19 protein-coding genes are annotated in these 25,506 nt (G+C 71.2%); 16 read left to right on the top strand and 3 right to left on the bottom strand.

Annotation, left to right across the window (positions count from 1 at the left end):
• The first annotated feature begins 5 nt into the window (after positions 1 to 5).
• The 13 genes from ACZ3TS_RS11075 to ACZ3TS_RS11015 all read left to right on the top strand — a co-directional run bounded on the left by ACZ3TS_RS11075 (position 6) and on the right by ACZ3TS_RS11015 (position 14,958).
• Positions 6 to 545, top strand: coding sequence for an LOG family protein (locus ACZ3TS_RS11075; RefSeq protein WP_467616062.1), 540 nt, complete (start codon positions 6 to 8; stop codon positions 543 to 545).
• A 15-nt stretch (positions 546 to 560) separates the two neighbouring features.
• Complete coding sequence (locus ACZ3TS_RS11070; protein WP_467616060.1) at positions 561 to 1,259, top strand: SDR family oxidoreductase; 699 nt, start codon at positions 561 to 563, stop codon at positions 1,257 to 1,259.
• Between the two features lie 246 nt (positions 1,260 to 1,505).
• On the top strand, positions 1,506 to 2,513 hold the full coding sequence (locus ACZ3TS_RS11065; protein WP_467616058.1) for a methionine synthase: 1,008 nt from the start codon (positions 1,506 to 1,508) through the stop codon (positions 2,511 to 2,513).
• Positions 2,514 to 2,528: 15 nt separating this feature from the next.
• Entirely contained in the window at positions 2,529 to 4,721 is a 2,193-nt protein-coding gene (gene ligA / locus ACZ3TS_RS11060; protein ID WP_467616056.1) for an NAD-dependent DNA ligase LigA, read from the top strand.
• 227 nt (positions 4,722 to 4,948) lie between these two features.
• A complete protein-coding gene (locus ACZ3TS_RS11055; RefSeq protein ID WP_467616054.1) occupies positions 4,949 to 7,210 on the top strand; it encodes a putative bifunctional diguanylate cyclase/phosphodiesterase in 2,262 nt (753 codons plus the stop codon).
• Positions 7,211 to 7,346: 136 nt separating this feature from the next.
• Positions 7,347 to 7,643 carry an Asp-tRNA(Asn)/Glu-tRNA(Gln) amidotransferase subunit GatC gene (gatC, locus tag ACZ3TS_RS11050; protein ID WP_467616052.1) on the top strand — a complete coding sequence of 99 codons (297 nt, stop codon included), beginning with the start codon at positions 7,347 to 7,349 and terminating at the stop codon, positions 7,641 to 7,643.
• A 6-nt stretch (positions 7,644 to 7,649) separates the two neighbouring features.
• Positions 7,650 to 9,152, top strand: coding sequence for an Asp-tRNA(Asn)/Glu-tRNA(Gln) amidotransferase subunit GatA (gene gatA, locus ACZ3TS_RS11045; RefSeq protein WP_467616050.1), 1,503 nt, complete (start codon positions 7,650 to 7,652; stop codon positions 9,150 to 9,152).
• A complete protein-coding gene (locus ACZ3TS_RS11040; RefSeq protein WP_467616048.1) occupies positions 9,149 to 9,391 on the top strand; it encodes a hypothetical protein in 243 nt (80 codons plus the stop codon). Before gatA ends, ACZ3TS_RS11040 begins: the two co-directional genes overlap by 4 nt.
• Positions 9,392 to 9,406: 15 nt before the next feature.
• The gene (gene gatB / locus ACZ3TS_RS11035; protein ID WP_467616046.1) at positions 9,407 to 10,921 is read left to right on the top strand and encodes an Asp-tRNA(Asn)/Glu-tRNA(Gln) amidotransferase subunit GatB; all 1,515 of its coding nucleotides are present in this window, start codon (positions 9,407 to 9,409) and stop codon (positions 10,919 to 10,921) included.
• Between the two features lie 271 nt (positions 10,922 to 11,192).
• Complete coding sequence (locus ACZ3TS_RS11030; RefSeq protein WP_467616043.1) at positions 11,193 to 13,433, top strand: MMPL family transporter; 2,241 nt, start codon at positions 11,193 to 11,195, stop codon at positions 13,431 to 13,433.
• Positions 13,411 to 13,983, top strand: coding sequence for a GNAT family N-acetyltransferase (locus ACZ3TS_RS11025; RefSeq protein WP_467616041.1), 573 nt, complete (start codon positions 13,411 to 13,413; stop codon positions 13,981 to 13,983). Before ACZ3TS_RS11030 ends, ACZ3TS_RS11025 begins: the two co-directional genes overlap by 23 nt.
• A gap of 35 nt (positions 13,984 to 14,018) precedes the next feature.
• Complete coding sequence (locus ACZ3TS_RS11020) at positions 14,019 to 14,576, top strand: hypothetical protein (protein WP_467616038.1); 558 nt, start codon at positions 14,019 to 14,021, stop codon at positions 14,574 to 14,576.
• Positions 14,577 to 14,772: 196 nt separating this feature from the next.
• Positions 14,773 to 14,958: a hypothetical protein gene (locus tag ACZ3TS_RS11015; RefSeq protein ID WP_467616036.1), complete on the top strand. Its 186-nt coding sequence runs from the start codon at positions 14,773 to 14,775 to the stop codon at positions 14,956 to 14,958.
• Between the two features lie 84 nt (positions 14,959 to 15,042).
• Here ACZ3TS_RS11015 and ACZ3TS_RS11010 read toward each other — a convergent pair whose 3' ends face one another.
• Positions 15,043 to 15,459, bottom strand: a complete 417-nt coding sequence (locus tag ACZ3TS_RS11010) for a hypothetical protein (RefSeq protein ID WP_467616034.1) — start codon at positions 15,457 to 15,459, stop codon at positions 15,043 to 15,045.
• Between ACZ3TS_RS11010 and ACZ3TS_RS11005 the strand changes: the two genes are divergently transcribed.
• On the top strand, positions 15,458 to 18,502 hold the full coding sequence (locus ACZ3TS_RS11005; RefSeq protein ID WP_467616133.1) for a helix-turn-helix transcriptional regulator: 3,045 nt from the start codon (positions 15,458 to 15,460) through the stop codon (positions 18,500 to 18,502). The genes ACZ3TS_RS11010 and ACZ3TS_RS11005 overlap by 2 nt on opposite strands.
• Positions 18,503 to 18,525: 23 nt before the next feature.
• Here the strand turns inward: ACZ3TS_RS11005 and ACZ3TS_RS11000 are convergent, their stop codons facing one another.
• Positions 18,526 to 19,668: a PQQ-dependent sugar dehydrogenase gene (locus ACZ3TS_RS11000; protein ID WP_467616032.1), complete on the bottom strand. Its 1,143-nt coding sequence runs from the start codon at positions 19,666 to 19,668 to the stop codon at positions 18,526 to 18,528.
• 154 nt (positions 19,669 to 19,822) lie between these two features.
• On the bottom strand, positions 19,823 to 20,821 hold the full coding sequence (locus ACZ3TS_RS10995) for an aldo/keto reductase (protein WP_467616030.1): 999 nt from the start codon (positions 20,819 to 20,821) through the stop codon (positions 19,823 to 19,825).
• 75 nt (positions 20,822 to 20,896) lie between these two features.
• Here ACZ3TS_RS10995 and ACZ3TS_RS10990 point away from each other — a divergent pair, with 75 nt between their 5' ends.
• Together ACZ3TS_RS10990 and ACZ3TS_RS10985 are read left to right on the top strand one after the other, a co-directional pair.
• A complete protein-coding gene (locus tag ACZ3TS_RS10990) occupies positions 20,897 to 21,844 on the top strand; it encodes a 2-hydroxyacid dehydrogenase (RefSeq protein WP_467616028.1) in 948 nt (315 codons plus the stop codon).
• A gap of 339 nt (positions 21,845 to 22,183) precedes the next feature.
• Complete coding sequence (locus ACZ3TS_RS10985) at positions 22,184 to 25,393, top strand: EAL domain-containing protein (RefSeq protein ID WP_467616026.1); 3,210 nt, start codon at positions 22,184 to 22,186, stop codon at positions 25,391 to 25,393.
• Positions 25,394 to 25,506: the final 113 nt, after the last annotated feature.

Genomic DNA, 25,506 nt, shown 5'->3' with positions numbered 1-25,506 from the left:
GCGGCATGAAAATCTGCGTCTTCCTCTCCGCCGCCGACCTCGCCGACACCTACACGCGCCCCGCACGCGAGTTCGCCGAACTGCTGGGCAAGGGGGGCCACACGCTGGTGTGGGGCGGCTCCGACGTCGGCCTCATGAAGGTCGTCGCGGACGGGGTGCAGGAGGCGGGCGGGAGGCTGGTGGGCGTCTCCGTCGGGTTTCTGGCGGGCAAGGCCCGGGCGGGTGCCGACGACATGGTGATCGCGAAGGACCTCGCCGAGCGCAAGAGGCTGCTCCTGGAGAAGGCCGACGCGATCGTGATCATGGTCGGCGGGACCGGGACGCTCGACGAGGCGACCGAGATCCTGGAGCTGAAGAAGCACGGGCACACCGACAAGCCGGTGGTCCTCCTGAACACGGCCGGCTTCTACGACGGCCTGAAGGAGCAGTTCCGCCGTATGGAGGACGAGGGCTTCCTGCCGCGGCCGCTCACGGACCTCGTGTTCTTCGCCCAGGAGCCGGTGGGAGCGCTGGCCTATCTCGAGGAGTCGCTCGGAACCCAGTAGGGCCGTGGTGCGAGCATGGCGGACATGGCTACTCATGTGATCACCGGAGCGGGCTCCGGCATCGGCGCGGCCGTGGCCCGCCGCCTGCACGCGCGCGGGGACGACCTCGTGCTGCACGCGCGTGACGCGGGTCGGGCCAAGGAGCTGGCGGCCGAGTTCCCCGGGGCGGGGACGCTGGTCGGTGACCTGTCCGAACCCGACAGGCTCTCCTGGGCGTTCTCGCATCAGAGCCTGCCGGACCGGGTGGACTCCCTTCTGCACGTCGCGGGCGTGGTCGACCTGGGCCGGGTGGGCGAGCTGACCCCGAAGTCCTGGCACCACCAGCTCAACGTCAACCTGGTCGCCCCCGCCGAGCTGACCCGCCACTTCCTGCCCCAGCTGCGCGCCGCGCGCGGTCACGTCGTGTTCGTGAACTCGGGTGCCGGCCTGAACGCCACCGCGGAATGGTCGGCGTACGCGGCCTCCAAGCACGGCCTCAGGGCCCTCGCGGACTCCCTGCGCCACGAGGAACACGCGAACGGCGTCCGGGTCACCTCGGTCTACCCCGGCCGCACGGCGAGTCCGATGCAGGCCAAGGTCCACCAGCAGGAGGGCAAGCGGTACGACCCGTCCCAGTGGATCGACCCGGAGTCGGTGGCGACGACGATCCTGATGTCCCTGGACCTGCCGAGGGACGCGGAGGTCAACGACCTGACGGTGCGCCCGGGGGCGTAGCCCGAGTCGGATGGTACGGCCGGGGGCGTAGCCGGCGACTTGGGGACGACCGGGACGGGGCGTACGGGGGCGGCGCTTTGCGGCGGAGTCCAGGCTCAACCAGCCCGTCCGGCGTTTGAGGACGAGGCCGTTCAGGCCGATGGAGGGTCTGGGGGCGCAGCCCCCGGGACGGCACCCCGCCACCGGCACCGCCCAGCAGACGGCGCCCTGAACCGGCCCCACCCCCGGAGGGCCTACGCTGCCGGGGTGAGTGAAAACAGCCAGTTCAGGTTCGGTGGTGCCACCGGAATCGGGTCCATGCCCGGGGAGGACGCGCGGGAGGCCGCCAAGACCGTCATCGGAAGCTTCGAGGACTTCCCGTTTCTCGCCGAGCTGCCGGCCCGCGGACCCGGCGCGGACATGATCGGGCGGACCGCCGGGATGCTCGTCGAGCTGTACGCGCGCGTGGAGCCCAGCGGCTGGCGGTTCGGAGACCGGCCGGGGCGGGACACCAGACGGGCACGCTCCTGGCTCCGCGAGGACCTCGACGCGCTCGAGGAGTTCACCCAGGAGTACGAGGGATCGCTGAAGGTGCAGGCGGTGGGGCCCTGGACGCTCGCCGCCGCGCTGGAACTGAAGAACGGCGAGGCCGCCCTCTCCGACCCCGGAGCCGTCCGGGATCTCGCCGGGTCGCTCGCCGAGGGACTGCGGCTCCACCTCGACGAGATCCGGCGGCGGGTACCCGGCGCCCGGCTCGTGCTGCAGCTCGACGAGCCGTCGCTGACCGCCGTTCTGCGCGGGCAGCTGAAGACGGCCAGCGGCTATCGGACCCACCGGGCCGTCGACCGGCAGGTCGTCGAGGCCACACTGCGGGACGTCGTCGGGGTTCACGCGGACGGCCCGGTCGTGGTCCACTCGTGCGCACCGGACGTCCCGTTCGCGCTCCTGCGCAGGGCGGGCGCGGCCGCGGTCTCCTTCGACTTCTCGCTCCTCACCGAGCGTGACGACGACGCGATCGGAGAGGCGGTGGAAGGCGGTACCCGGCTCCTCGCCGGGGTCGTCCCGAGCACGGACGGCCCATTGTCAGACCCTGCCGGTAGCGTCATGGGTGTCAGGACGCTGTGGCGCAGGCTGGGGCTGCATCCGGGGCTTCTCACGGACGCGGTCACGGTCACGCCGACCTGCGGCCTCGCGGGCGCTTCCCCGGACTATGCCCGTAAGGCACTCGCCCACTGCGTCCGGGCGGCGAGATCCCTCGCGGACAACCCAGAGTAACGGGAGGACAACACGGTGGCCGGCGACAAGCAAGCGGAGACGACGGTGCCCGTCGAGGCGCGGGAGCAGCACGCGCAGCTCGCTGAGCAGATCGAGGAGCACCGCTTCCGGTACTACGTGAAGGACGCTCCCGTCATCAGCGACGCGGAGTTCGACCGGCTCCTGCGCTCCCTGGAGGCGCTGGAGAACGAGTATCCCGAGCTGCGCACGCCCGATTCGCCGACGCAGAAGGTCGCGGGGGCCTACGCGACGGAGTTCACGGCCGTCCAGCACCGCGAGCGCATGCTCTCCCTCGACAACGCGTTCGACGACGAGGAGCTCGCCGCCTGGGCCGACCGCGTCGCCAAGGAGGTGGGCACTTCGGAGTACCACTTCCTGTGCGAGCTGAAGGTCGACGGTCTCGCGGTCAACCTCACCTATGAGCAGGGCCGCCTCACCCGCGCGGCGACCCGGGGCGACGGGCGCACCGGCGAGGACATCACCCCCAATGTCCGTACGATCGCGGAGATTCCGGACCGCCTGAAGGGCGACCGTGTCCCCGACCTCGTGGAGATCCGGGGCGAGGTCTACTTCCCGATGGAGAAGTTCGAGGAGCTGAACGCCCGCCTGGTCGAGGGCGGCGACAAGCCCTTCGCCAACCCGCGCAACGCGGCGGCGGGTTCCCTGCGCCAGAAGGACCCGCGCATCACGGCCACCCGCCCGCTGCACATGGTGGTCCACGGCATCGGCGCCCTGCGGGGCTTCGACGGCCTCACGCGCCTGTCCGAGGCGTACGATCTGCTGCACTCCTGGGGCCTGCCCACTGCCAAGTACAACAAGGTGGTCGACGACCTCGAAGGCGTACGCGAGTTCATCGCGTACTTCGGTGAGAACCGCCACTCCGTGGAGCACGAGATCGACGGCGTCGTGGCCAAGCTCGACGAGATCCGCCTGCAGGGCCGTCTCGGTTCCACGGCACGCGCGCCCCGCTGGGCCATCGCGTACAAGTACGCGCCCGAAGAGGTCAACACCAAGCTGATCGACATCAAGGTGGGCGTCGGGCGTACCGGTCGCGTCACACCGTACGCGCAGGTCGAACCGGTCACGGTGGCCGGTTCCGAGGTCGAGTTCGCCACTCTGCACAACCAGGAAGTGGTCAAGGCCAAGGGCGTTCTCATCGGTGACACGGTGGTGCTCCGCAAGGCGGGTGACGTCATCCCGGAGATCCTCGGACCGGTCGTGGACCTGCGTGATGGCACCGAGCGTGAGTTCGTGATGCCGGCCGAGTGCCCGGAGTGCGGAACCCCCCTGCGGGCCATGAAGGAAGGCGACATCGACCTGCGCTGTCCCAACGCCCGTACGTGCCCGGCGCAGTTGAGGGAGCGTGTCTCGTATCTCGCCGGCCGGGAATGCCTCGACATCGAGCACTTCGGCGACGTGGCGGCGGCGGCGCTCACCCGTCCTCTGGAGCCGGCTGATCCGCCGCTCGTCGACGAGGGAGATCTCTTCGACCTCACCGTGGAAAAGCTGCTGCCCATCAAGGCGTACGTCCTCGACCAGGACAGCGGCCTGTCCAAGCGCGATCCCAAGACGGGCAAGGAGAAGATCGTCACGGTCTTCGCCAATCAGAAGGGCGAACCGAAGAAAAACACCCTCGCTCTGCTCCAGAACATCGAGGAGGCCAAGGGCCGTCCGCTCGCCCGGTTCATCAACGGCCTTTCCATCCGGCACGTCGGGCCGGTGGCGGCACAGGCCCTCGCCCGTGAGTTCCGCTCCATCGATCGTATCGAGCAGGCCACCGAGGAAGAGCTGGCGAGCACGGACGGCGTGGGCCCGATCATTGCCGCTTCCCTCAAGCAGTGGTTCGCCGAGGACTGGCACCGCGAAATCATCCGAAAGTGGAAGGCCGCAGGCGTCCGAATGGAGGAGGAGGGCTCCGGAGAGGACGAGGGACCGCGCCCGCTGGAGGGGCTCACGGTCGTCGTCACCGGCACTCTCGAACAATTCACCCGCGACGGTGCCAAGGACGCCCTGCAGAGCCGGGGAGCGAAAGTGACGGGTTCTGTTTCCAAGAAGACGTCTTTCGTTGTCGTGGGCGAGAATCCTGGATCGAAGTACGACAAAGCCATGCAGCTGAAGGTTCCTGTTCTCAACGAGGACGGTTTCGCCGTCCTGTTGGAGCAAGGACCGGAAGCGGCCGCGGAAGTCGCGCTTCCGACCGGGGAGTAGTGGTGGAAGGTCACCCGTTCGGCGCATACCAGATGCATACGGGTGGCCGGGTCGCATTCGGGCAACCGTCGACGACCGCTGCCCGAGAATGCCTTCTGCGGCCTACTGTTGAGGTGTGCGCCTGCCGTGCCCGGACGCGTGGTGGGTTTCAGGACGCAGTGCCGTTGACGGTTCGTCGGGCATCGGGCCGCGTGGTGTGGACACCGCCGGCTGTGAGAGGGACGGGAATGGAACCGACCGAAAGCGCCGCCCCGGACTCACGGCTGCCCCTGCGCCGGATGTGCGGCGCCTGGCGGGCGGGCCGCCGGACAGCGCGGCAGTCGGAGCGCGCGGATGCGTCGCGTGCCGTGCCGGGGTTCCTTCCCGGCCTGGCTCCGGCACCTGGCCTCGGAGCCCTACCGGCGGGCGCCGCCGGGCGGGCGGACGTACTTCTCGGCCAGGACGGCGAACGGCACATGTCCTGGCCCGCGCTGCCCACGGCGGTCGTCGCGGCCGCCGGATTCGTCCTCGGCGCCGGCTTCATACGCGCGTTCGGCGGACACCATGCACTTTTCCCGTCCGGCACCGTCGGCTGGTCCCTGGCCGTGCTCACCGGCATCATCGTCGGCCATCTCGTCGCGCTCGGCCGCGCCCGCTGGTGGGGCGGCACGGGCTCGGGCGCCGCACTGACTCTCGCCGTCCTGCTGCTGTACGGCTGGGTGCCCGCCGGGATGGTCAGCCTCACCGTGGTCGTGCTGGTCGGCATAGCCCGGCTGGGCCGCTGGCGGCAGGGCATACTGCACGGCGCGGTCGACATCCTCGGCATCGGCGCCGGGGCGCTCGTCCTGGCCGTCTTCGGCCCTGTTCCCACCGTCGAGTCGCCCTGGGATCCGCAGAGCTGGACCGCCTACACCGTGCCGGAGGTGGTGCTCGTCGCCACCGCATACCTCGCGGTGACCCGGCTGGTGCTGTGGTACCTCCACGCGTCGCGCACCGGCGGTCTGCCCACCGTCGCCCGGACCGCGCTGGTCCGACAGGGACTCGTCGCCGTCGCGCTGCTCGGCATCGCGCCGCTGATCTGCGTCGTGGCCGTCGCGCTCCCGATCCTGCTGCCGCTGTTCTCCATCCCGCTGATCGCCCTGGACTCCACGCTGTGGATAGCCCGCGCCAGGGCCGAGGAGCAACTGCGCGACCCACTGACCGGGCTGCCGAACCGGCAGTGGCTGCTGGAACGCACCTGGACGGCGCTCGACGACGCCGAGCGGATCGGAGCACGGGCCGCTCTGATGCTGATAGACCTCGACCGCTTCCGGTCGGTGAACGACACGCTCGGCCATCTCGCGGGCGACCGGCTGCTCCTGCAGATAGCCGAGCGGCTGCGGCTCGCGCTGCCGCGCGGGGCGGAGGCCGCGCGGCTCGGAGGGGACGAGTTCGCCGTTTTACTCCCCGTCGCCGACTCCACGACGTCCGCGTCCCGGGCGGCCCGCAATCTGGTCGCGGCGCTCAGCTCGCCGCTCGACCTCGACGGGCTCACGCTCGTCCTGGAGGCCAGTGCCGGGGTCGCCGTCTTCCCCGACCACGCGCTCGACGCGGAGGGGCTGCTGCGCCGGGCTGACGTCGCGATGTACCAGGCCAAGCGGGACCGTACGGGGGTGGAGGTGTACGAGTCCAAGCGGGACTCGAACACCCCGGACCGGCTCGGGCTGCTCGGGGATCTCAGGCGCGCGCTGGACGCGCACGAGGTCCAGCTGCACTACCAGCCGAAGGTGCGCTTCGACGGGCAGGTCGCCGGCCTCGAGGCGCTCGTCCGGTGGGTGCATCCCGAGCGCGGGAAGGTGCCGCCGGACGAGTTCATCGCGATCGCGGAGTCGTCCGGGCTGATGCCGTACCTGACCGAGTACGTGCTGGAGACGGCGCTCGCTCAGGTGGCGAGGTGGCGGGCGCAGGGGCTGCAGGTGCCGGTGGCCGTGAACGTCTCGCCGCGGGACGTCCACACGCCTGGCTTCGCGGGCTCGGTGGCCGCGCGGCTGGCGCGGCACGGGGTGCCCGCGGGCGCCTTGCAGCTGGAGATCACGGAGCATGTGCTCCTGGAGGACCCCCAGCGGGCCGCGGACACGCTGGCCGCGCTGTCCGGGCACGGCGTGAAGATGTCGCTGGACGACTTCGGCACCGGGTACTCGTCGCTGGTGCATCTGCGGCGGCTGCCGGTGAGCGAGCTGAAGATCGACCGTTCGTTCGTGGCGCGGCTGGCCGTGGACGCGGAGGACGCGGAGATCGTGCGCTGTACGGTGGACCTCGCCCATTCGCTGGGGCTGCTCGTCGTCGCGGAGGGTGTCGAGGACGACGAGACGTGGGAGCGGTTGCGGGACCTGAGGTGCGACGCGGTCCAGGGCTGGCTGGTGGCCGCCGCGATGCCGGCCGAGGAGACCACGGCATGGCTGCGGGCGCGGGGGGCACGGGGCTGGCAGCGCCCCCGGGCCGCACTGCCCGCGGCCGCGACGGACGAGTAGGCCCCGCCGTTCCACGGCCTGTGCGCCCGCGCAGCCCGTGGAACGGCGGGGCCGGGACAAACCCATGCGCGGGCACGGTGTCGCGCGCCATAGGATTGGCCCCAAACCACACACTCTCACCCCAGAGGATCGCTGCATGCCTGGCATCACGCGCGAGGAGGTCGCCCACCTCGCCCGGCTGGCGCGTCTGGAGCTGAAGCCCGAAGAGCTCGACCACTTCGCCGGCCAGCTCGACGACATCATCGGCGCGGTCGCCCGCGTCAGCGAGGTCGCCGACCAAGACGTACCGCCGACCTCCCACCCGCTGCCGCTGACGAATGTCATGCGCGCGGACGAGGTCCGTCCGTCGCTCACCTCCGAGCAGGCGCTGTCCGGCGCCCCGGCCCAGGAGCAGCAGCGTTTCAAGGTGCCGCAGATCCTGGGGGAGGAGTAGCCCGCCATGACGGACAAGAACAGCATCATCCGGCTGACCGCCGCGGAGACCGCCGAGAAGATCGCTTCCGGTGAGCTGACCGCCGTCGAGGTCACCGAGGCCCATCTCGCCCGTATCGAGGCCGTCGACGAGAAGGTGCACGCCTTCCTGCACGTCGACCGCGAGGGTGCGCTGGCGCAGGCCCGCGCCGTCGACGAGAAGCGGGAGCGGGGCGAGAAACTCGGCCCGCTGGCCGGTGTGCCGCTCGCGCTCAAGGACATCTTCACCACCGAGGGCGTGCCCACCACTGTCGGGTCCAAGATCCTCGAGGGCTGGATCCCGCCGTACGACGCGACCCTCACCAAGAAGCTCAAGGCCGCCGACGTCGTCATCCTCGGCAAGACCAACATGGACGAGTTCGCCATGGGGTCGTCGACGGAGAACAGCGCCTACGGGCCGACCGGCAACCCCTGGGACCTCACCCGCATCCCCGGCGGCTCCGGCGGCGGGTCGAGCGCCGCGCTCGCCTCCTTCCAGGCCCCCCTCGCCATCGGCACGGACACCGGCGGTTCCATCCGCCAGCCCGCCGCCGTCACCGGCACGGTGGGTGTCAAGCCGACGTACGGCGGGGTCTCCCGCTACGGCATGGTCGCCTTCAGCAGCAGCCTCGACCAGGGCGGACCCTGCGCCCGTACGGTCCTGGACGCCGCCCTCCTGCACGAGGTGATCGCCGGCCACGACCCGCTCGACTCCACATCCATCGACGCCCCGGTCCCGCCGGTCGTCGAGGCCGCGCGCAACGGCAGCGTGGCGGGGATGCGCGTCGGTGTCGTCAAGCAGTTCCGCGGCGAGGGCTACCAGGCCGGTGTCGTGCAGCGCTTCGACGAGGCCGTCGCCCTCCTCAAGGACATGGGCGCCGAGATCGTCGAGCTGGACTGCCCCTCCTTCGACCTGGCGCTGGCCGCGTACTACCTGATCGCCCCGAGCGAGTGTTCGAGCAACCTCGCCCGCTTCGACGGCCTGCGCTACGGCCTGCGCGCCGGCGACGACGGCTCGCACTCCGCCGAGGAGGTCACCTCCCTCACGCGCGCGGAGGGCTTCGGCCCCGAGGTCAAGCGCCGCATCATGCTCGGCACGTACGCCCTCAGCTCCGGCTACTACGACGCGTACTACGGCTCCGCCCAGAAGGTGCGTACGCTCATCACCCGCGACTTCGAGAAGTCGTTCGAGAAGGTGGACGTGATCGTGTCGCCCACGACTCCCACCACTGCCTTCCCGATCGGCGAGCGCGCCGACGACCCGATGGCGATGTACCTCGCGGACCTGTGCACCATTCCGGTCAACCTGGCCGGCAACGCCGCCATGTCGCTGCCCTGCGGCCTCGCGCCGGAGGACAACCTCCCGGTCGGCCTGCAGATCATCGCCCCGGCGATGAAGGACGACCGCCTCTACAAGGTCGGCGCCGCCGTCGAGGCCGCCTTCGTGGAAAAGTGGGGGCACCCGCTTCTCGAGGAGGCTCCGTCGCTGTGAGTAAGGCACTGTCCAAGGCCAAGGGCTTCAAGAAGTCCAAGTCCGGTACGTACCTGTCCATGGCCACTACCGCGTTCGGCGCGATCGGCGTCGCGAAGCAGGTCAAGAAGGCCCGCCTCGAACACGACACGTTGCGCCTGATCGACGCGGCCGTGTCCGCCGCCGCCATCGTCACCGGCCTCGCCCTCCTTTACCGCGAGCTGAAGCGGCTGGGCGACGACGACGTCCTGCTGGGCTGAGAGGGAAGTTTCACCGTGACCACCACGACCGACCTGGTGTCGTACGAGGACGCGCTGGCGTCGTACGACCCCGTCATGGGCCTCGAGGTCCATGTCGAACTCGGCACCAAGACCAAGATGTTCTGCGGCTGTTCGACGGCGCTCGGCGCCGAGCCGAACTCGCAGACCTGTCCCACCTGCCTCGGCCTGCCCGGCTCGCTCCCGGTCGTCAACGCGATCGGCGTGGAGTCCGCGATCAGGATCGGTCTCGCGCTGAACTGCGAGATCGCCGAGTGGTGCCGCTTCGCCCGGAAGAACTACTTCTATCCGGACATGCCGAAGAACTTCCAGACCTCCCAGTACGACGAGCCGATCGCCTTCAACGGCTACCTCGACGTGCAGCTGGAGGACGGCGAGACCTTCCGCGTGGCGATCGAGCGCGCCCACATGGAGGAGGACACCGGCAAGTCGACGCACGTCGGCGGCGCCACCGGCCGAATCCACGGCGCGTCCCACTCCCTGCTCGACTACAACCGCGCCGGCATCCCGCTGATCGAGATCGTCACCAAGCCGATCGCCGGTGCCGGCGAGCGCGCGCCCGAGGTGGCGAAGGCGTACGTCCGCGAGCTGCGTGAGCTCATCCGGGCGCTCGGCGTCTCCGAGGCGCGTATGGAGATGGGCCAGATGCGCTGCGACGTGAACCTGTCGCTGATGCCGAAGGGCTCCGAGAAGTTCGGCACGCGCTCCGAGACGAAGAACGTCAACTCGCTGCGTTCCGTCGAGCGTGCGGCCCGTTACGAGATCCAGCGTCACGCCGCCGTGCTCGACAGCGGCGGCACGGTGATCCAGGAGACCCGCCACTTCCACGAGGACACGGGCTCGACGACTTCGGGCCGCACCAAGGAAGAGGCCGAGGACTACCGGTACTTCCCCGAGCCGGACCTGGTGCCCGTCGCGCCCCCGCGCGAATGGGTCGAGGAACTGCGCGGCGCGCTCCCGGAGTTGCCGCTCGTGCGCCGCACCCGGCTGCTCGATGAGTGGGGGATCTCCGCCACCGACATGCAGGCGATCCTCAACGCCGGTGCGCTCGCCCCGATCGTCGCCACCATCGAGGCGGGGGCCGACGCTGCCTCCGCGCGCAAGTGGTGGATGGGCGAGCTGGCCCGCCACGCGAACGAGTCGGGCAAGGCCCTGGAGGAACTGCCGATCACGCCGGAGGAGGTCGCCCGTGTCGCCAAGCTGGTGGCCTCCGGCGATCTGAACGACAAGCTGGCCCGCCAGGTGATCGAGGGGGTCCTCGCGGGCGAGGGTACGCCGGACGAGGTCGTCGAGAAGCGCGGTCTGAAGGTCGTCTCCGACGAGGGTGCCCTGACCGCCGCCGTCGACGAGGCCATTGCCGGCAACCCGGCCATCGCGGACAAGATCCGCGGCGGCAAGGTGGCCGCCGTCGGCGCCCTGGTCGGTGCGGTCATGAAGGCCACCCGTGGCCAGGCCGACGCCGCCCGCGTCAAGGAGCTGATCCTCGAGAAGCTGGGCGTCTCCGAGGGCTGACAACAGCCTCAGAACGGTCCTCAGGGGCGGTCCATCGCATGCGATGGACCGCCCCTCTGTTACTTATGAAAACCTTATAAAGCAACAGAGTTGCTCGGTTTGTTCCTGTGAATTGGGTCGCACTCCTGTGACTAACCCCACGAAACCGGCAAATGATCTCTTCCGGCTGCAACAGTGTTGGGTATTGCTCATGCGTTCTTTGCGGGCTGTTCAGTTCCATTAGTGGCTGTTCCCGATCAAAGATCCACGAAATTTCCCAGGGAGCACATACGTGGCAGCCCTTGCACGCTGGTGTGTCCGCCACCGCCTCCTCACCGTTCTGCTGTGGCTCATCGCCTTCGCCGGTGTCAGCGCTGCCTCCGCCGCCGTGGGCTCCACGTACTCGAACGACTACGGAATCCCCGGTACCGAGTCGAATCGCGCCGCCCAACTGCTCCAAACGGGCTTCCCCGATTCCGCCGGCGACAGCGACACCGTCGTCTGGCGCACCAGCCCGGGCAGCGTACGCGCCGCCGACGTCGAGCAGACGATGACCCGCACCCTCGACCGGATCGCGGGCCTGCCCGGCGTCGCCGCCGTCACCAGCCCCTACGAGGGCGCCCACAGCGGCCAGATCAGCGGCGACGGCCGCACCGCGTACGCCACGATCACCTTCGACCAGTCGGCCGCGAAGATCAGCAAGGGCGAGGCGCAGGCGGTCGTCGACACCGCCAAGGCCGCCGAGACCGACGGCCTGAAGGTCGCGCTGGGCGGCACCGCCGTCGGGTCCACCCAATCGCAGGGCGCACATCTCGCCGAGGCCGTCGGCGTGGCCGTCGCCGCCGTGGTCCTCTTCCTCGCCTTCGGTTCGCCGGCCGCCTCCTTGCTGCCCATCGCCACCGCGCTGATCGGCGTCGGTACCGCGTACTCGGGCATCGGACTGCTCGGGCACGCGATGACCGTCGCCGACTTCGCCCCCATGCTCGGCATGCTGATCGGGCTCGGTGTCGGCATCGACTACGCGCTGTTCATCGTCACCCGGCACCGCCGGAGCCTGAAGCGCGGCGTCCCGGTGACGGAGGCCGCCGTGGGCGCCGTCGCCACCACCGGAAGGGCCGTGGTCTTCGCGGGCGCGACCGTGTGCATCGCGCTGCTCGGCATGCTGATCCTGCGGCTCGGCTTCCTCAACGGCGTCGCCATCGCCGCCTGTTTCACCGTCCTCCTCACCGTCGCCGCCTCGGTGACCCTGCTGCCCGCTCTGCTGTCCTTCATCGGCCCGCGCGCCCTCAGCAAGCGCGAGCGGCGCAGGTTGTACGAACACGGGCCGGAGCCCGAGATACCGACCGGGCTCTCCGCCCGCTGGTCCGCCTTCGTCGAACGCCACCCCAAGAAGCTCGGCACCGTCGCCCTCGCCGTCATGGCGCTGCTCGCACTGCCCACGCTCTCGCTCCACCTGGGCACCTCCGACCAGGGCAACGACCCGAAGTCGTCGACCACCCGGCAGGCGTACGACCTCATGGCCGAGGGATTCGGGCCCGGCGTCAACGGTCCGCTCACCCTGGTCACCAAGGTCGGCGGCGCCGAGGACAAGCTCGCGCTCGACAACCTCGACAGCACGCTCGCGGGCACCAAGGGCGTCGGCTCGGTGACCCCGGTGACGTATGACAGCGGCGGAGACACGGCCTACCTCACCGTCGTACCGGACTCCGCCCCGCAGTCCCAGCAGACCAGTGAGCTGGTGAAGCAGCTGCGCTCCGAGGTGCTGCCGCGTGCCGAGCAGGGCACGACGCTCGATCTGCACGTCGGCGGGATCACGGCCGCCTACGACGACTTCGCGAACGTGATCGTCGGCAAGCTGCCGCTGTTCGTGGGCGTGGTGATCGGCCTGGGCTGCGTGCTGCTCCTGCTCGCCTTCCGGTCCTTCGCGATCCCGTTGAAGGCCGCCGCGATGAATCTGGCCGCCGTCGCCGCCGCGTTCGGTGTGGTCGTCGCGATCTTCCAGTGGGGCTGGGGGAGCGAGCTGCTCGGCCTCGGCCGGGCCGGGCCGATCGAACCCTTCCTCCCCGTGATCATGGTCTCGGTGCTCTTCGGGCTCTCCATGGACTACCAGGTGTTCCTGGTCAGCCGCATGTACGAGGAGTGGCTGGAGACCGGTGACAACCGGCGGGCCGTACGCATCGGCCTCGCCGAGACCGGCCGGGTGATCAACTCGGCGGCCGTCATCATGATCTCCGTCTTCCTCGCTTTCGTGCTCAGTGGCGACCGCGTGATCGCCATGTTCGGCATCGCGCTCGCCTCGGCCGTCGCCCTCGACGCCTTCGTCCTGCGCACGCTCCTCGTCCCCGCCCTGATGCACCTGCTCGGCGGCGCCAACTGGTGGCTGCCGTCCTGGCTGGAGCGCAGGCTGCCGCGTATCTGCATCGAGCCGCCGGGGTGCCGTGCGACGATTCCGGGGCAGGGCACGGACGAGGACGCGCTCGTGGACGTACTGGTGAAGGAGCGGCCGCAGGATGTACGCGATATCCCTGGGTGACGACGGAGCCGAGCTGCGGCCGCTTGAGCCGTGGCACGCAGAGGAGTTCCTGGCACATCTCGACCGGGGGGACTTCGTCACCGAGCACATCCCGTTCGGGGCGAAGGCCACCGACGTCGGCTCCGCCCGGGAGATCCTCCAGTCGTACGCCGACAAGCGCGCCGCCGACAACGGCGGCCTGCACGGGCTGTGGCTGGACGGGAAGCTGGTCGGCGGGGTGCTGTTCCGCGTCTTCGACGCGGCGGGCGGCAACTGCGAGGTCGGCTGCTGGCTGGAGCCCGCCGCGACGGGGCGGGGACTGATCACGCGCGCGATGCGGGTGCTCATCGACTGGGCGATTGACGAGCGCGGCATCCACCGCGTGGAGTGGTACGCGTCGTCCGCCAACGTACCGAGCATCAACGTGGCGCGGCGGCTGGGCATGAGCCGTGACGGCGTGCTGCGGGAGAGCTACCTGTACCGCGGGGTGCGCCAGGACACCGAGGTGTGGTCGGTGCTCGCGCCCGAGTGGCGGGCGGCACGCGCGCGCGGCGCCCGCGACGATCATTAAGAGACCTCTCAGACAGCGTCCGTACGGTGCGAGGCATGGGAACCAAGACAGTTGACGAGGCCGGGGCCGAGACCGGCGCCGAGGCGACGAACGACGAGGAGAAGGTGGAGCTCACCGAGGGAGAGGAGACCCGGGCCGAGGAGACGGCCGAGGAGGCCCTGGCAGAGGGCGGCTCCGACGAGGACGGACCGGAAGGGGCGTCCGGAGTGGGCCAGGGAGCCGGGGCGGTGGTCTCCGCCGGGCTCGGCGTCGTCTCCCTCACCGGCAGCTGGGTCGCCACCGTGGCCTCCGCCCGTGAAACCCTCGTGGGCCAGTTGCGTACCTCGTCCTCGGCGAGCGTCGCCAAGCAGATCAAGGAGGTCTACGGCGACGCCTGGCACGCCACCGCGCTGTGGGGCGGCCTGTTCGCGCTGGCCGCGCTGCTCGTGGGCGTCGTGGTCCTGGCCCGCCCGGCGTTCGGGGCGCCGGGGAAGCCGCAGGCCGCCTGGGTCAAGTCGGTCGCCTGGGGCGGCGTGGCGCTGGGCGTCATCGGGCTGCTCCTGGCCGTCCTCAAGTACACCGACATCCTGATCGGACTGCCGTCCGCCGGCTGATTCGAGGCAGACCCCCGAGGGGTCCTAGGGCTTTTGCCGGATCCTTACGCAAGCCCTGGGACCCCCTTCGTGTGTCTAAGGCCCCGCACACCGCGGAAGATGCGGAACTCTCCCGATGTGATCGCGCCCCCTGGGAGACGAAGGTTGAGACGTCGCAGCAAGCGACGTCGCACACCGATCTCGCCAGGGGGACACCATGTTCGAGTACGAACTCCACCGGATCCGTTCCGCCGAGCTGATCCGCGAGGCCGAGGAGTACCGGCTCGGCCGCGAGGCCCTGCGCGGGCGCCGCGCCGCCCGCAAGGCCGGCCAAGAACCGGAACGGGAGGGCCGGTCCCATAGCCACGACGGGCGCCGTCCCCGTATGCCCCGTACCGCATGAGCGCGCCACGGGAGCAGGGCGACAGGGGCGCGGCGCTCCCTCAGGACGGCCGTACGGGGGTCGGCCGACCGCGGTCGCCGAAGGTCACGAGGACGGGGGCCACCCGTCCGGAAGGCGCCCCGGCGGCCGTTCCGGCGCCTTCGGCGCGAGCCGGGAAGGCGGCCGTGGCCGCGACACGGGCTCCGTCGAGGCGATGGCTTCGGTCGGGCGCTCGGTGGCGTCGGTGCCACCGGGCGAAGGCGCGCTCGGGAGTGCCGTCGCGGTGTTCGCGGAGAGCGCCGAGTCGGTCGCCCCGGCCCCGGCCTGGGGCTCGGCGCGAAGGGCGACCGGCCCGCGGGCTCCGGTGACGCAGTGCGCTGTGCCGGTGGCGCCGAGCGCCTCGGTCCCGGTTCCGGGCCAGGCGGGGAAGGCGGCCGGGGCCCGGGCTTCCGTCAAGCGGTCTGCCGTGCCCGGCGCGGGGCCGGCGATAATCGGTGCCGCGTTGTCAGCGGCCCGTGTCATGCTCGGGAGTGTGGAGACCAGGTCCGTCAGTCCCGTATTCGTCGGCCGCGCCGAGGAGTTGGAGGTGCTGCGCGACGCGCTCGCCCGCGCGGCCGCCGGCGGGCCGCAGGCGCTGCTCCTCGCGGGTGAGGCGGGCGTCGGAAAGACCCGGCTGATCGAGGAGTTCGCCGCCGCGGCGGCCCGCGCGGACGCGGTCGTCGCGCTCGGCGGCTGCGTGGAGATCGGCGCCGAGGGACTGCCCTTCGCTCCGTTCTCCACCGCCCTGCGCGCCCTGCGCCGGCAGCTCCCCGAGGAGCTCGCCGCGGCCGCCGCCGGGCAGGAGGAGGAGCTGGCCCGGCTGCTGCCCGAGCTGGGCGAGGCGCCCCGCGGGCCTCGGGACGACGAGGAGGGCATGGCCCGCCTCTTCGAGCTCACCGCCCGTCTGCTCGAGCGGGTCACCGCCCGCCGTACGGTCGTCCTCGCCCTGGAGGACCTCCACTGGGCGGACGCCTCCACCCGCCACCTGCTCGCCTACCTCGTCCGTACCCTGCGCAGCGGCCGTCTGGTCGTCGTCGCCAGCTATCGCTCCGACGACATCCACCGCCGCCACCCCCTGCGCCCCCTCCTCGCCGAACTCGACCGCCTGCGCACGGTCCGGCGCATCGAGCTCGGCAGGTTCAACCGCGCCGAGGTGGAACGCCAGATCGCCGGCATCTTGGCCGCCGAGCCCGACCCCGGTCAGGTCGACGAGATCTTCGCCCGCTCCGACGGCAACGCCTTCTTCGTGGAGGAACTGGCGGTCGCCGCCTGCGAGGGCTGCTGCACCGGCCTCACCGACTCTCTGCGCGACCTCCTCCTCGTCCGCGTCGAAAAGCTGCCCGAGACCGCGCAGCGGGTCGTCCGGATCGTCGCCGAAGGCGGCTCGACCGTCGAGTACCCCCTCCTTTCGGCCGTCGCCCGGCTCGCGGAGGACGACCTCATCGAAGCCCTGCGCGCCGCCGTCGGCGCCAACATCCTGCTCGCCACGCCCGACGGCGACGGTTACCGCTTCCGCCACTCCCTGGTTCGCGAGGCCGTCAGCGACGACCTGCTTCCCGGCGAGCGCTCCCGCCTCAACCGGCGGTACGCCGAGGCTCTGGAGGCCGACCCCGCGCTCGTACCGGCCGATCAGCGTGCTCCCCGCCTGGCCAGCTACTGGTACCACGCGCACGACGCCGCCAAAGCCCTGCCGGCCGTCCTCCACGCCGCCGTCGGGGCCCGCCGCCGGCACGCGCACGCCGAGCAACTGCGGCTGCTGGAGCGCGCGATGGAGCTGTGGGACGTGGCACCCGACGCCGTGCGGTCAGCACTGCGCCCCCTCGACTACGCCGAGGTCTACCCTCCGTGCGGCTGCGACCCGGCGACCACACCCCTGCGCTATCTCGACCTGATGGCCGAGGCGGCCGTCGCCGGACGGCTGTGCGGGGAGCGCGAGCGCGCGCTGAAGATCACCAAGCGGGCCCTGCGCCTCCTGGAGGAGGAGAACGATCCCCTTCGCTCCGCCTGGTTCTGGGTGCAGCGCTCACGACTGGTGCAGAACACGGCCCGCGGCGACGGTTGGAAGGAACTCACCACCGCCCAGGAGCTGGTGCGCGGACTGCCCCCGTCGGAGGTGCACGCCGAGGTGCTCGCCGCGGTCGCCAACTGGTCGATGGTGCACGTTCCCGGACCCGAGGCGCTCTCGGCCGCCGAGCGGGCCGTCGAGTACGCGCACATGGTGGGCGCCCGCGACATCGAGGTCAACGCCCGTCTCACCCTCGGCGGTCTCCTCGTCGAGGCGGGTGACATCGAGACCGGGCTCGCCCTGATGTACGAGGTCAAAAAGCAGGCGGCCGACCTCGGCAACACCTATGTGACGGGCCGCCTCCATGTGAACCTGCCGTCCCACCTGGAGGGCATCGGCCGGTCCCGCGAGGCCGTCGAGGTGCTCCGCGAGGGGCTCGACATCACCCGGAAGCTGGGCCTGACGGACTCCGAGGCCTGGGTGTGGGGCAACCTGGGCGAATCCCTCTACTCCCTGGGCCGCTGGGACGAGGCCGCCGAGGCCGGGATCGCCTCGGAGCGTGTCGGCCAGAGTGCCAAGCCCCGCGGCTTCCGCGCCACGATCCACGCGCACCTCGCGCTCGCCCGGGGCGACCTGGCCGAGGCGGGGCACCAACTGGCCGCCGCCCGCGAGTACTTCGGCACCCACGACGCCATGCCGCAGCACGAACTGACGCTGGTGCACGTCGGCCTCGGGATCGCCGCCGTCGAGGGCCGCCTCGCCGACGCCCGCTCCGCTCTCGACGGCGCCCTGACCGCGGGCTTTCCACCGGGCACCCAGCGTTACGGCTGGCCGTTGCTGCTCGCCGCCGCCACCGCCGAGGCCGACGCCTTCGGGCTGCCTGCCGCCGAGCCCGGCCGTGCCGCCGTCCTGGAGCGGATCCGCGACGCCGCCAAGACGCTCGCCACGAACGTTCCCGTGTGGCAGGCCCACGAAAGCTGGGTCCGCGCCGAGCTGCTGCGGGCCGAGGGGCGTGGTGAGCCGCACGACTGGTCCGAGACCGTGACCGCCTTCGAGGCCCTGGACCGCCCCTATGACCTGGCCCGTGTCCGTCACCGCCTCGCCGAGTCCCTGCTCGCCTCCGGCGGCGGCGAGGACGTGCGCGAGCGGGCCGCCGAGCTGCTGCGGCTGGCCGGTGCGGTGGCCGGCCACCTCGGTGCCCGGCCGCTCGCCGAATCGGTCGACCTGCTCGGCCGCCGCGCGCGCCTCACGTTGACGTGCGCCGCTTCGCCCGCCGTGCTCGACCCGGCCGAGTCCCTGGGGCTCACGAACCGTGAGCGGGACGTGCTCCGCCTGGTCGCGGCCGGCCGCAGCAACCGCCAGATAGCCGAGAAGCTGTTCATCTCCCCGAAGACGGCCAGCGTCCACGTCTCGAACATCCTGGCCAAGCTGGGCGTCGCGGGCCGGGGCGAGGCGGCGGCACTGGCCCACCGGCTGCGGTTGTTCCCGACGGAGTCCGGGGACCGCCTGGCAGCGGGATGACCCACGGTGAACTGCCCGCCGCCCTACGACACCTCCACCTGCAGGATCCGGTCGTCGGTGCTCGACGGCTCGCCCCTGCCGTCCGTGTTGCTCGTCGTCAGCCAGAGCTTGTTGCCGCCGGCCGGGACCACCGTGCGCAGGCGGCCGTAGGTGCCCTTCAGGAACGCCTGCGGCGGCGCGGAGGCCTCCGTGCCCTTCAACGGGATGCGCCACAGCCGCTGCCCGCGCAGGCCCGCCATCCAGAGAGAGCCCTTGGCGTAGGCGATGCCGCTGGGCGAGGCCTCGTCGGTGCGCCACTGGGCGATCGGGTTGTGGAACTTGGGGTCGGACGACTTCCCCTCGGCGTCCGGCCAGCCGTAGTTGTCGCCCGGCTTGATCGCGTTCAGCTCGTCCCAGGTGTCCTGGCCGAACTCCGCGGCGAACAGCCGCTGATGGTCGTCCCAGGCCAGGCCCTGGACGTTGCGGTGGCCGTAGGAGTAGACGGCCGAGTTCCCGAAGGGGTTGCCGGGTGCCGGCTCACCCTCGGGGGTCATGCGCAGGATCTTGCCGCCCAGCGACTTCCGGTCCTGGGCCAGGCCCCGGTCACCCGACTCGCCCGTGCCCGCGTACAGCATCCCGTCGGGGCCGAACGCGATCCGGCCGCCGTTGTGGATCATCCCCTTGGGGATGCCCTTGAAGACGGTGTCCGGCGCCCCCAGCTGCTCACCTGCCGGCTTCCCGACGTCGTACAGCATGCGCACGATGCGATTGTCCGAGTCCGTCGTGAAGTACGCGTAGACCAGGTGGTCCGAGGCGTAGTCGGGGGAGAGGGCGATGCCCAGCAGCCCGCCCTCGCCGGCGGCCGAGACGCCGGGCACCGTGCCCAGCACCGTCTTCCTCCCGGTCTTCTCGTCGATCCGCGTGATCGTCCCGTCGTCGCGGTCGGAGACGAGCAGCCCGCCGTCGGGCAGTGGGGCGAGGCCCCATGGTGTCCTGAGGTCCGCGGCGACCGTGCGCACCACCCGGACCGATCCGGTGGCCGGCGGTGTCTGCTCGGCCCTCCCCCCGGTCGCCGACGATTCCGGAGGCGAACCGCGCGACGGGACGCCCCTGTCGCCGCCCGGCGCGTCCTCGCCGCCGGAGGAGCAGCCGGCCGCCAGCACCAGCGCGGCCAAGACGGCCGTCACAGCTCGACGTTGCACGATCCAGGTCCCTTCGACGCGGTGCACTCTTCCCTTCCTACACCGCTCACGCCCCGACGGTTCCCGACCGTGATCGGGACTCCCCCGACCGGTCGCATTCTGGCCGGGTTCCGGGCCTTCAGGCCGGGCGGGCCCATGCTCAGTCCCACGACCCCAGCGCCGACGGCAGCCCCGCCAGTTCCGTCAGATCTTCCGAGGTCAGGCGCAGTCCGGTCGCGGCCGCGTTCTGGGTGACCCAGCGCTCCTGCTTGGCACCCGGCACCGGGACCACGTGACGGCCCTGCGCCAGCACCCAGGCCAGTGCAACCTGGGCGGGGGTGACGTCCTCGCCGTGCCGACGGGCCACCCGCCTCAGACCGGCCACGATCGGCTGGTTCGCGGCCATCATCTCGGCCGTGAAGCGCGGGTGCCGGGCGCGCAGGTCGTCGGGTTCGAAGCCCTCGCCCGGCGTCAGTGTGCCGGTCAGGTAGCCGTTGCCGAGCGGCATCGCCGACAGGAAGCCGACACCGTGCGCCGCGCACCACGGCACCAGCGAGTCCAGCGCCTCCGTCGACCACAGCGACAGTTCCGCCTCCACCGCGCTGACCGGGAACACCTGCTGCACCCGCTCCAGCTGCCGGATCGTTCCGTCGTACAGCCGTGCCCCGGTCCGCCGGCCGCCCCGCACGCCTACCGCGCACAGCCCGAGCGACCGCACTTTGCCCGCGCGCACCAGCTCCGCCATGGCGCCCCAAGTCTCCTCGACGGGGACCTCGGGGTCGGCGCGGTGCAGCTGGTAGAGGTCGATGACGTCCGTCTGCAACCGCCGCAGCGACGCGTCGCAGGCACGTTTCACATAGCCCGGGCGGCCGTTCGCCACGATGTGCTGCTCGCCCACCAGCAGGCCGACCTTGGTCGACACGAACGCCTCGGCCCGCCGCAGTTTGAGCACCCGGCCCACCAGCAGCTCGTTGGTGAACGGACCGTACATATCGGCCGTGTCGAGCAGCGTCACCCCCAGGTCGAGTGCCTGGTGCACCGCTCGCAAGGACTCGTCGCCGCGCTGCCGCGAGCCGGAGTACGCCCAGCTCATCGGCATGCACCCGAGTCCCACGGCCCCTACTTCGAGTGTTGCCGCGCCGATCGTCCTGCGCTCCACCTGGCCGTGCCCTCCCTTTCCTGGCACCCCAAACTAACCAATGCGGCACCGGATCCTTCGCATAGCCTCCTGACCATGACTGTCGACGTTTGGCTTCCCTTCCGCCCCGACGAGATAGAGGGTCTGCCCGAGGGCCTCACCTACCGGTTCTGGGACGGCGACCAGGAATTTCCCGCGGACCCTGCCGACTGCGCGTTCTATGCCGTGCCGTACATGAAGGGCAGCGAGGTCGCGGTGCGGCCCATGGCCGCGATGAGGTCCGTCCGTGTCGTGCAGACGCTCTCCGCCGGCGTCGACCACGTCGAGCCGGGACTGCCCCTGCTGCCCGAGGGGGTGCGGTTGTGCAACGCGCGGGGGGTGCACGACGCCAGCACCGCCGAACTCGCGCTGGCCCTGATCCTCGCCTCGCTGCGCGGCATCCCCGACTTCGTCCGGGGACAGGACCGCGAGGAGTGGCGTGCCGGGTTCCGTCCCGCGCTCGCCGACAAGTCGGTCCTCATCGTGGGATACGGGGCCGTGGGCGCCGCCATCGAGGACCGGCTCGTGCCGTTCGAGGTGGCGCGGGTGGCGCGCGTCGCGCGCCGTGAGCGCGAGACGGTGCGCGGTCTGGTGCATCCTCTCTCCCGATTGTCGGAACTTCTTCCCGACGCCGATGTCGTGGTGCTCGTCACGCCCCTCACGGATGGGACGAAAGACCTGGTCAACGCGGACTTCTTGGCCCGGATGAAGGACGGGGCGCTGCTGGTGAACGTGGCGCGCGGGGGCGTGGTCGACACCAAGGCGCTGCTGACCGAGCTGGAATCCGGTCGCATCACGGCCGCCCTCGATGTCACGGACCCCGAACCGCTGCCGAAGGGGCACCCCCTGTGGCATGCGCCCGGCGTGCTGATCAGTCCCCATGTCGGCGGTCCCACCTCGGCGTTCTGGCCCCGCGTCAAGCGCCTCCTGAGTTCTCAGCTGAACCGTTTCGCGCAGGGGGAACCGTTGGAGAACGTGGTGCTGACGACCGGCGCCCAGGCGTAGCGGGGGAGCGGGGCGACGGGGAGGTCCGGGTCGCGGGTGCGGCCTGCGCGGCGCATGATTCGAGCCATCCCCGGCGCCCGCGCACGCGCCGACAGGGGGTCGCAGCACCGGCGCGCGCGTCGCCTCGCGTTCGCTCCACGTCCGCTTCCGGCACACTCCGCAGTCTCCCGTACGCGTTACGTGCCCGAATCCCTCCTGGTCGTCACGGAGCGTAGAGAGACTATGTCCCTGAGTGACGAGACTGGTGTATCGTCCCGACAGGGGCTGCGCCGCGCACCGTTCGGCGCCGGGGACGGAACTTTCAGACATGCGAGGGGGGCGACGGGCGATGCACGGCCTATGGACGAACGATCCGACGCGGCGGGACCGCGGGCGGCGACCCTGGCGAGCGACGACGCACAGGCGCGGCCACAGCGGTCACGGTGGTCATCACCAACACCGCAGGCACAGCGGCCGCAAGAGGCACTCCCATCCAGCGCCCCGGGACCAGCGGGACCCGGCCGCGCCCCGGGCCGGGAGGGCCCGGTGAGCTCCCCCGGAGCGCTTCCGATCCGCCGTCTGGTGCGGGACGGCCGGACGCGCCTGGCTCCGCAACTCGTCCTGGCCCTGGTGTGCGCGGTATACGCCGTCGGTTCCGCGCTCGGCTGGGGCTCTCGGAGCGTCGCGCTGTTCATGGGCGACTTCGGGCTGAGCGCCGCGGCAGGCACCGCGTCGGTCTCCTGCCTCCTCTACGCCCGCAGCCGCCGCAGCCGATTTCGCCCCGCCTGGCTGCTGTTCGCGCTCTCCTCCGCCATGGCGGCGCTCGGCAACGGGGTCTGGGGCTGGTACGAGATCGTCCTCGACCGCCCCGTCCCCACGCCCAGCTGCGCCGACCTGTTCTTCCTCTGCTTCGCTCCGCCCGCCATCGTAGGACTGCTCGTGCTCGCCAAAAGGCCCGTCACCAAGGCGGGTTGGGTATGCCTCGCGCTCGACGCGTGGCTGATCGGCGGCTCTCTGCTGACGCTGTCGTGGAGCCTCGCGCTCGCCCAGGCGGCGAAGTTCGACGGCCCGAGCGTCGCGCACACCGCGCTGTCGCTCGCGTACCCGCTGCTGGACATCGCCCTGATCAGCATGGTCGTCGCACTCCACTTCCGGCGCTCGGCGGTGAACCGCTCCGCGGTCAACACCGCCATCGGCGCGCTCGCCCTGACCGTGATGTGCGACGCCCTGTTCACCTCGCCGCTTCTGCACAACAGCTACCACTCGGGCCAGCTGCTCGACGCGGGCTGGTTCTCCGGCTCGCTGCTGCTCGCGTACGCGCCCTGGGTCGGTGCCCGGCCCGGACAGCTGTACGACGGGCACGCGCGCATCGTGCACGACCACGTGCCGGAACAGCGGCAGCCGGGCCCGCGGGTGGCGGCCCTCGACGCAGAGCATCCGCACGTGCTTCTCGAGGACCACGGCCGGGGACTCCCGCAGGAGCCGGGCCACGGCCGGTATCCGGCCGGACTCCAGCAGGACCTCGACCGTTACCCGGCCTCGCGCCCGATCTCCGGATCGCTGGCCGCGCTGACGCCCTACCTGGCCGCCGCCGTCTGCACGCTGGGCATCCTCTACAACGTCCTCAACGGGCACAGGGTCGACCGCGTGGTGCTCATCACGGCGGGCGCCGTCGTCCTCGCGCTCGTCGTGCGCCAGGGGATCATGCTGCTCGACAACATCACCCTCGCCCAGGAACTCGCGCAGAAGGAGAACCACTTCCGCTCCCTGGTGCAGGGCTCCAGCGACGTGATCATGATCGCCGCACCCAACGGCATCCTCAGGTACGTCTCCCCGGCCGCCGCCGGCGTCTACGGACGGCCCGCCGAGGAGCTCGTCGGAACGGAGCTGGCCACGCTCATCCACCCGGAGGACCTGGGCTGTGTGGTGCACGAAGTGCGCCGGTTCCTCACCGCCCGCCACACCGAGGAACCCACCACCCGCATCGAGTGCCGCTTCAGGTCCGGCGCCGGCGGCTGGCTCAACGTCGAGTCCACCGTCAACCGTCACGAGGGCGGCCTGATCTTCAACAGCCGGGACGTGACCGAGAGAGTGCGCCTGCAGGCACAGCTGCAGCACAACGCCGAGCACGACCCCCTCACCGACCTGCCCAACCGCGCCCTGTTCACCAAGCGCGTCCAGCAGGCGCTGTCCGGCCGCCGCGCCTCCGACCGTGGCGCTGCCCTGCGCAATACGGCGGTTCTCTTCATCGACCTCGACGGCTTCAAGGCGGTCAACGACTCGATCGGGCACCAGGCCGGGGACGAGCTGCTCGTCCAGGCGGCCCGCAGACTCCAGGACGCGGTCCGGCAGGGCGACACCGCCGCCCGTCTGGGCGGTGACGAGTTCGCGGCCCTCATCGTCGGCGACGGCACCCGTGACCGCACCGCTCGCGAACGCCACCTCCTCGAACTCGCCGACCGGCTCCGCATCACCCTCTCGCAGCCGTACGACATCGACGGCAACGATGTCCGTGTGGCCGCCTCCATCGGTGTGGCCTTCGCCGAAACCGGCCTGGGCGCGGGCGAGCTGCTGCGCAACGCCGACCTCGCCATGTACCGGGCCAAGGGCGCGGGCAAGGGCCGCGTGGAGCTCTACGCGCCCCAGATGCAGCAGGACGTCGTACGCAAGGCCGAGCTGGCCACCCGGCTGCGGGCCGCGCTGCACGACGGAGAGTTCACCCTGCTGCACCAACCGGTGGTGTCGCTCGAGGATGGCCAAATCGCATCGGTCAGCGCCCAGGCGCGCTGGCGGTCCTCCCAGGGCGTGCTCTTCACGCCCGTGGAGTTCCTGCGCGTCTCCGAGGACAGCGACAAGGCCGCCGAGCTGGGCCGCTGGGTGCTCGAGGAGGCCGTCGAGCAGGCCGCCGAGCGCACCGCCACCGGCCGCGCCGTGCCCGTCGCCGTCCGGATGAGCGCCCGTCGGCTCCTCGACCGCTCCCTGCCCCTCGGCTCCGTGGAGGCCCTGCTCACCCGGCACGGCCTGGCCTCGGGCGCCCTGGTGATCGAGCTGTCCGACACCGACCCGCGGGTCTGTCTGGACGAGCTGGAACGCAGACTCGGCGCCCTGCGCAGGATCGGCGTCCGGATCGCGCTGGACGGCTTCGGCAGCGGCTACGCGGCCATCACGGCGCTGCGGCGGCTCCCCGTCGACGTACTGAAACTCGACCACAGCCTGGTCGAGGGGGTCGTCGAGTCCGCGCGGCTCCACAAGATCACCAGCGGGCTGCTGCGCATCGCCGCCGACCTGGGCCTGCAGTCGGTCGCCGACGGCGTGGACCTGCCCGAGCAGGTCGTGGCCCTGCGTGCGATGGGCTGCACGCACGGGCAGGGCATGGCGTTCTCGGGGCCGCTGGACGAGTACCGGCTGCGCCGTGCGCTGGCTTCCGGCCACTATCCGGTTCCGCACGGCCCCGTCGAGCCGGCCTTCGCCGGAGGGCGCCCGGGGGTGTACACAAGTGGTGTGCCTGCCGTTCTCGGAGGCGGGACGGCCCTACGCTCACATAATGAGACTCCTGTCCCACCCACTTGACAGTGACAGCGTGCCAGGGAGAGGGTCAGTGCCATGCGCACCCGAATTCTCGTACTTGGACAGCGCGTCGGCTGAGCTGGGACCCACCGGAAACGGACCGGAAAACCCAGCGA

Source organism: Streptomyces sp. NPDC022910, from assembly GCF_055561075.1.
Note: the sequence above shows the minus strand (reverse complement) of the source record. Positions and strands in the feature narration are given on the sequence as shown.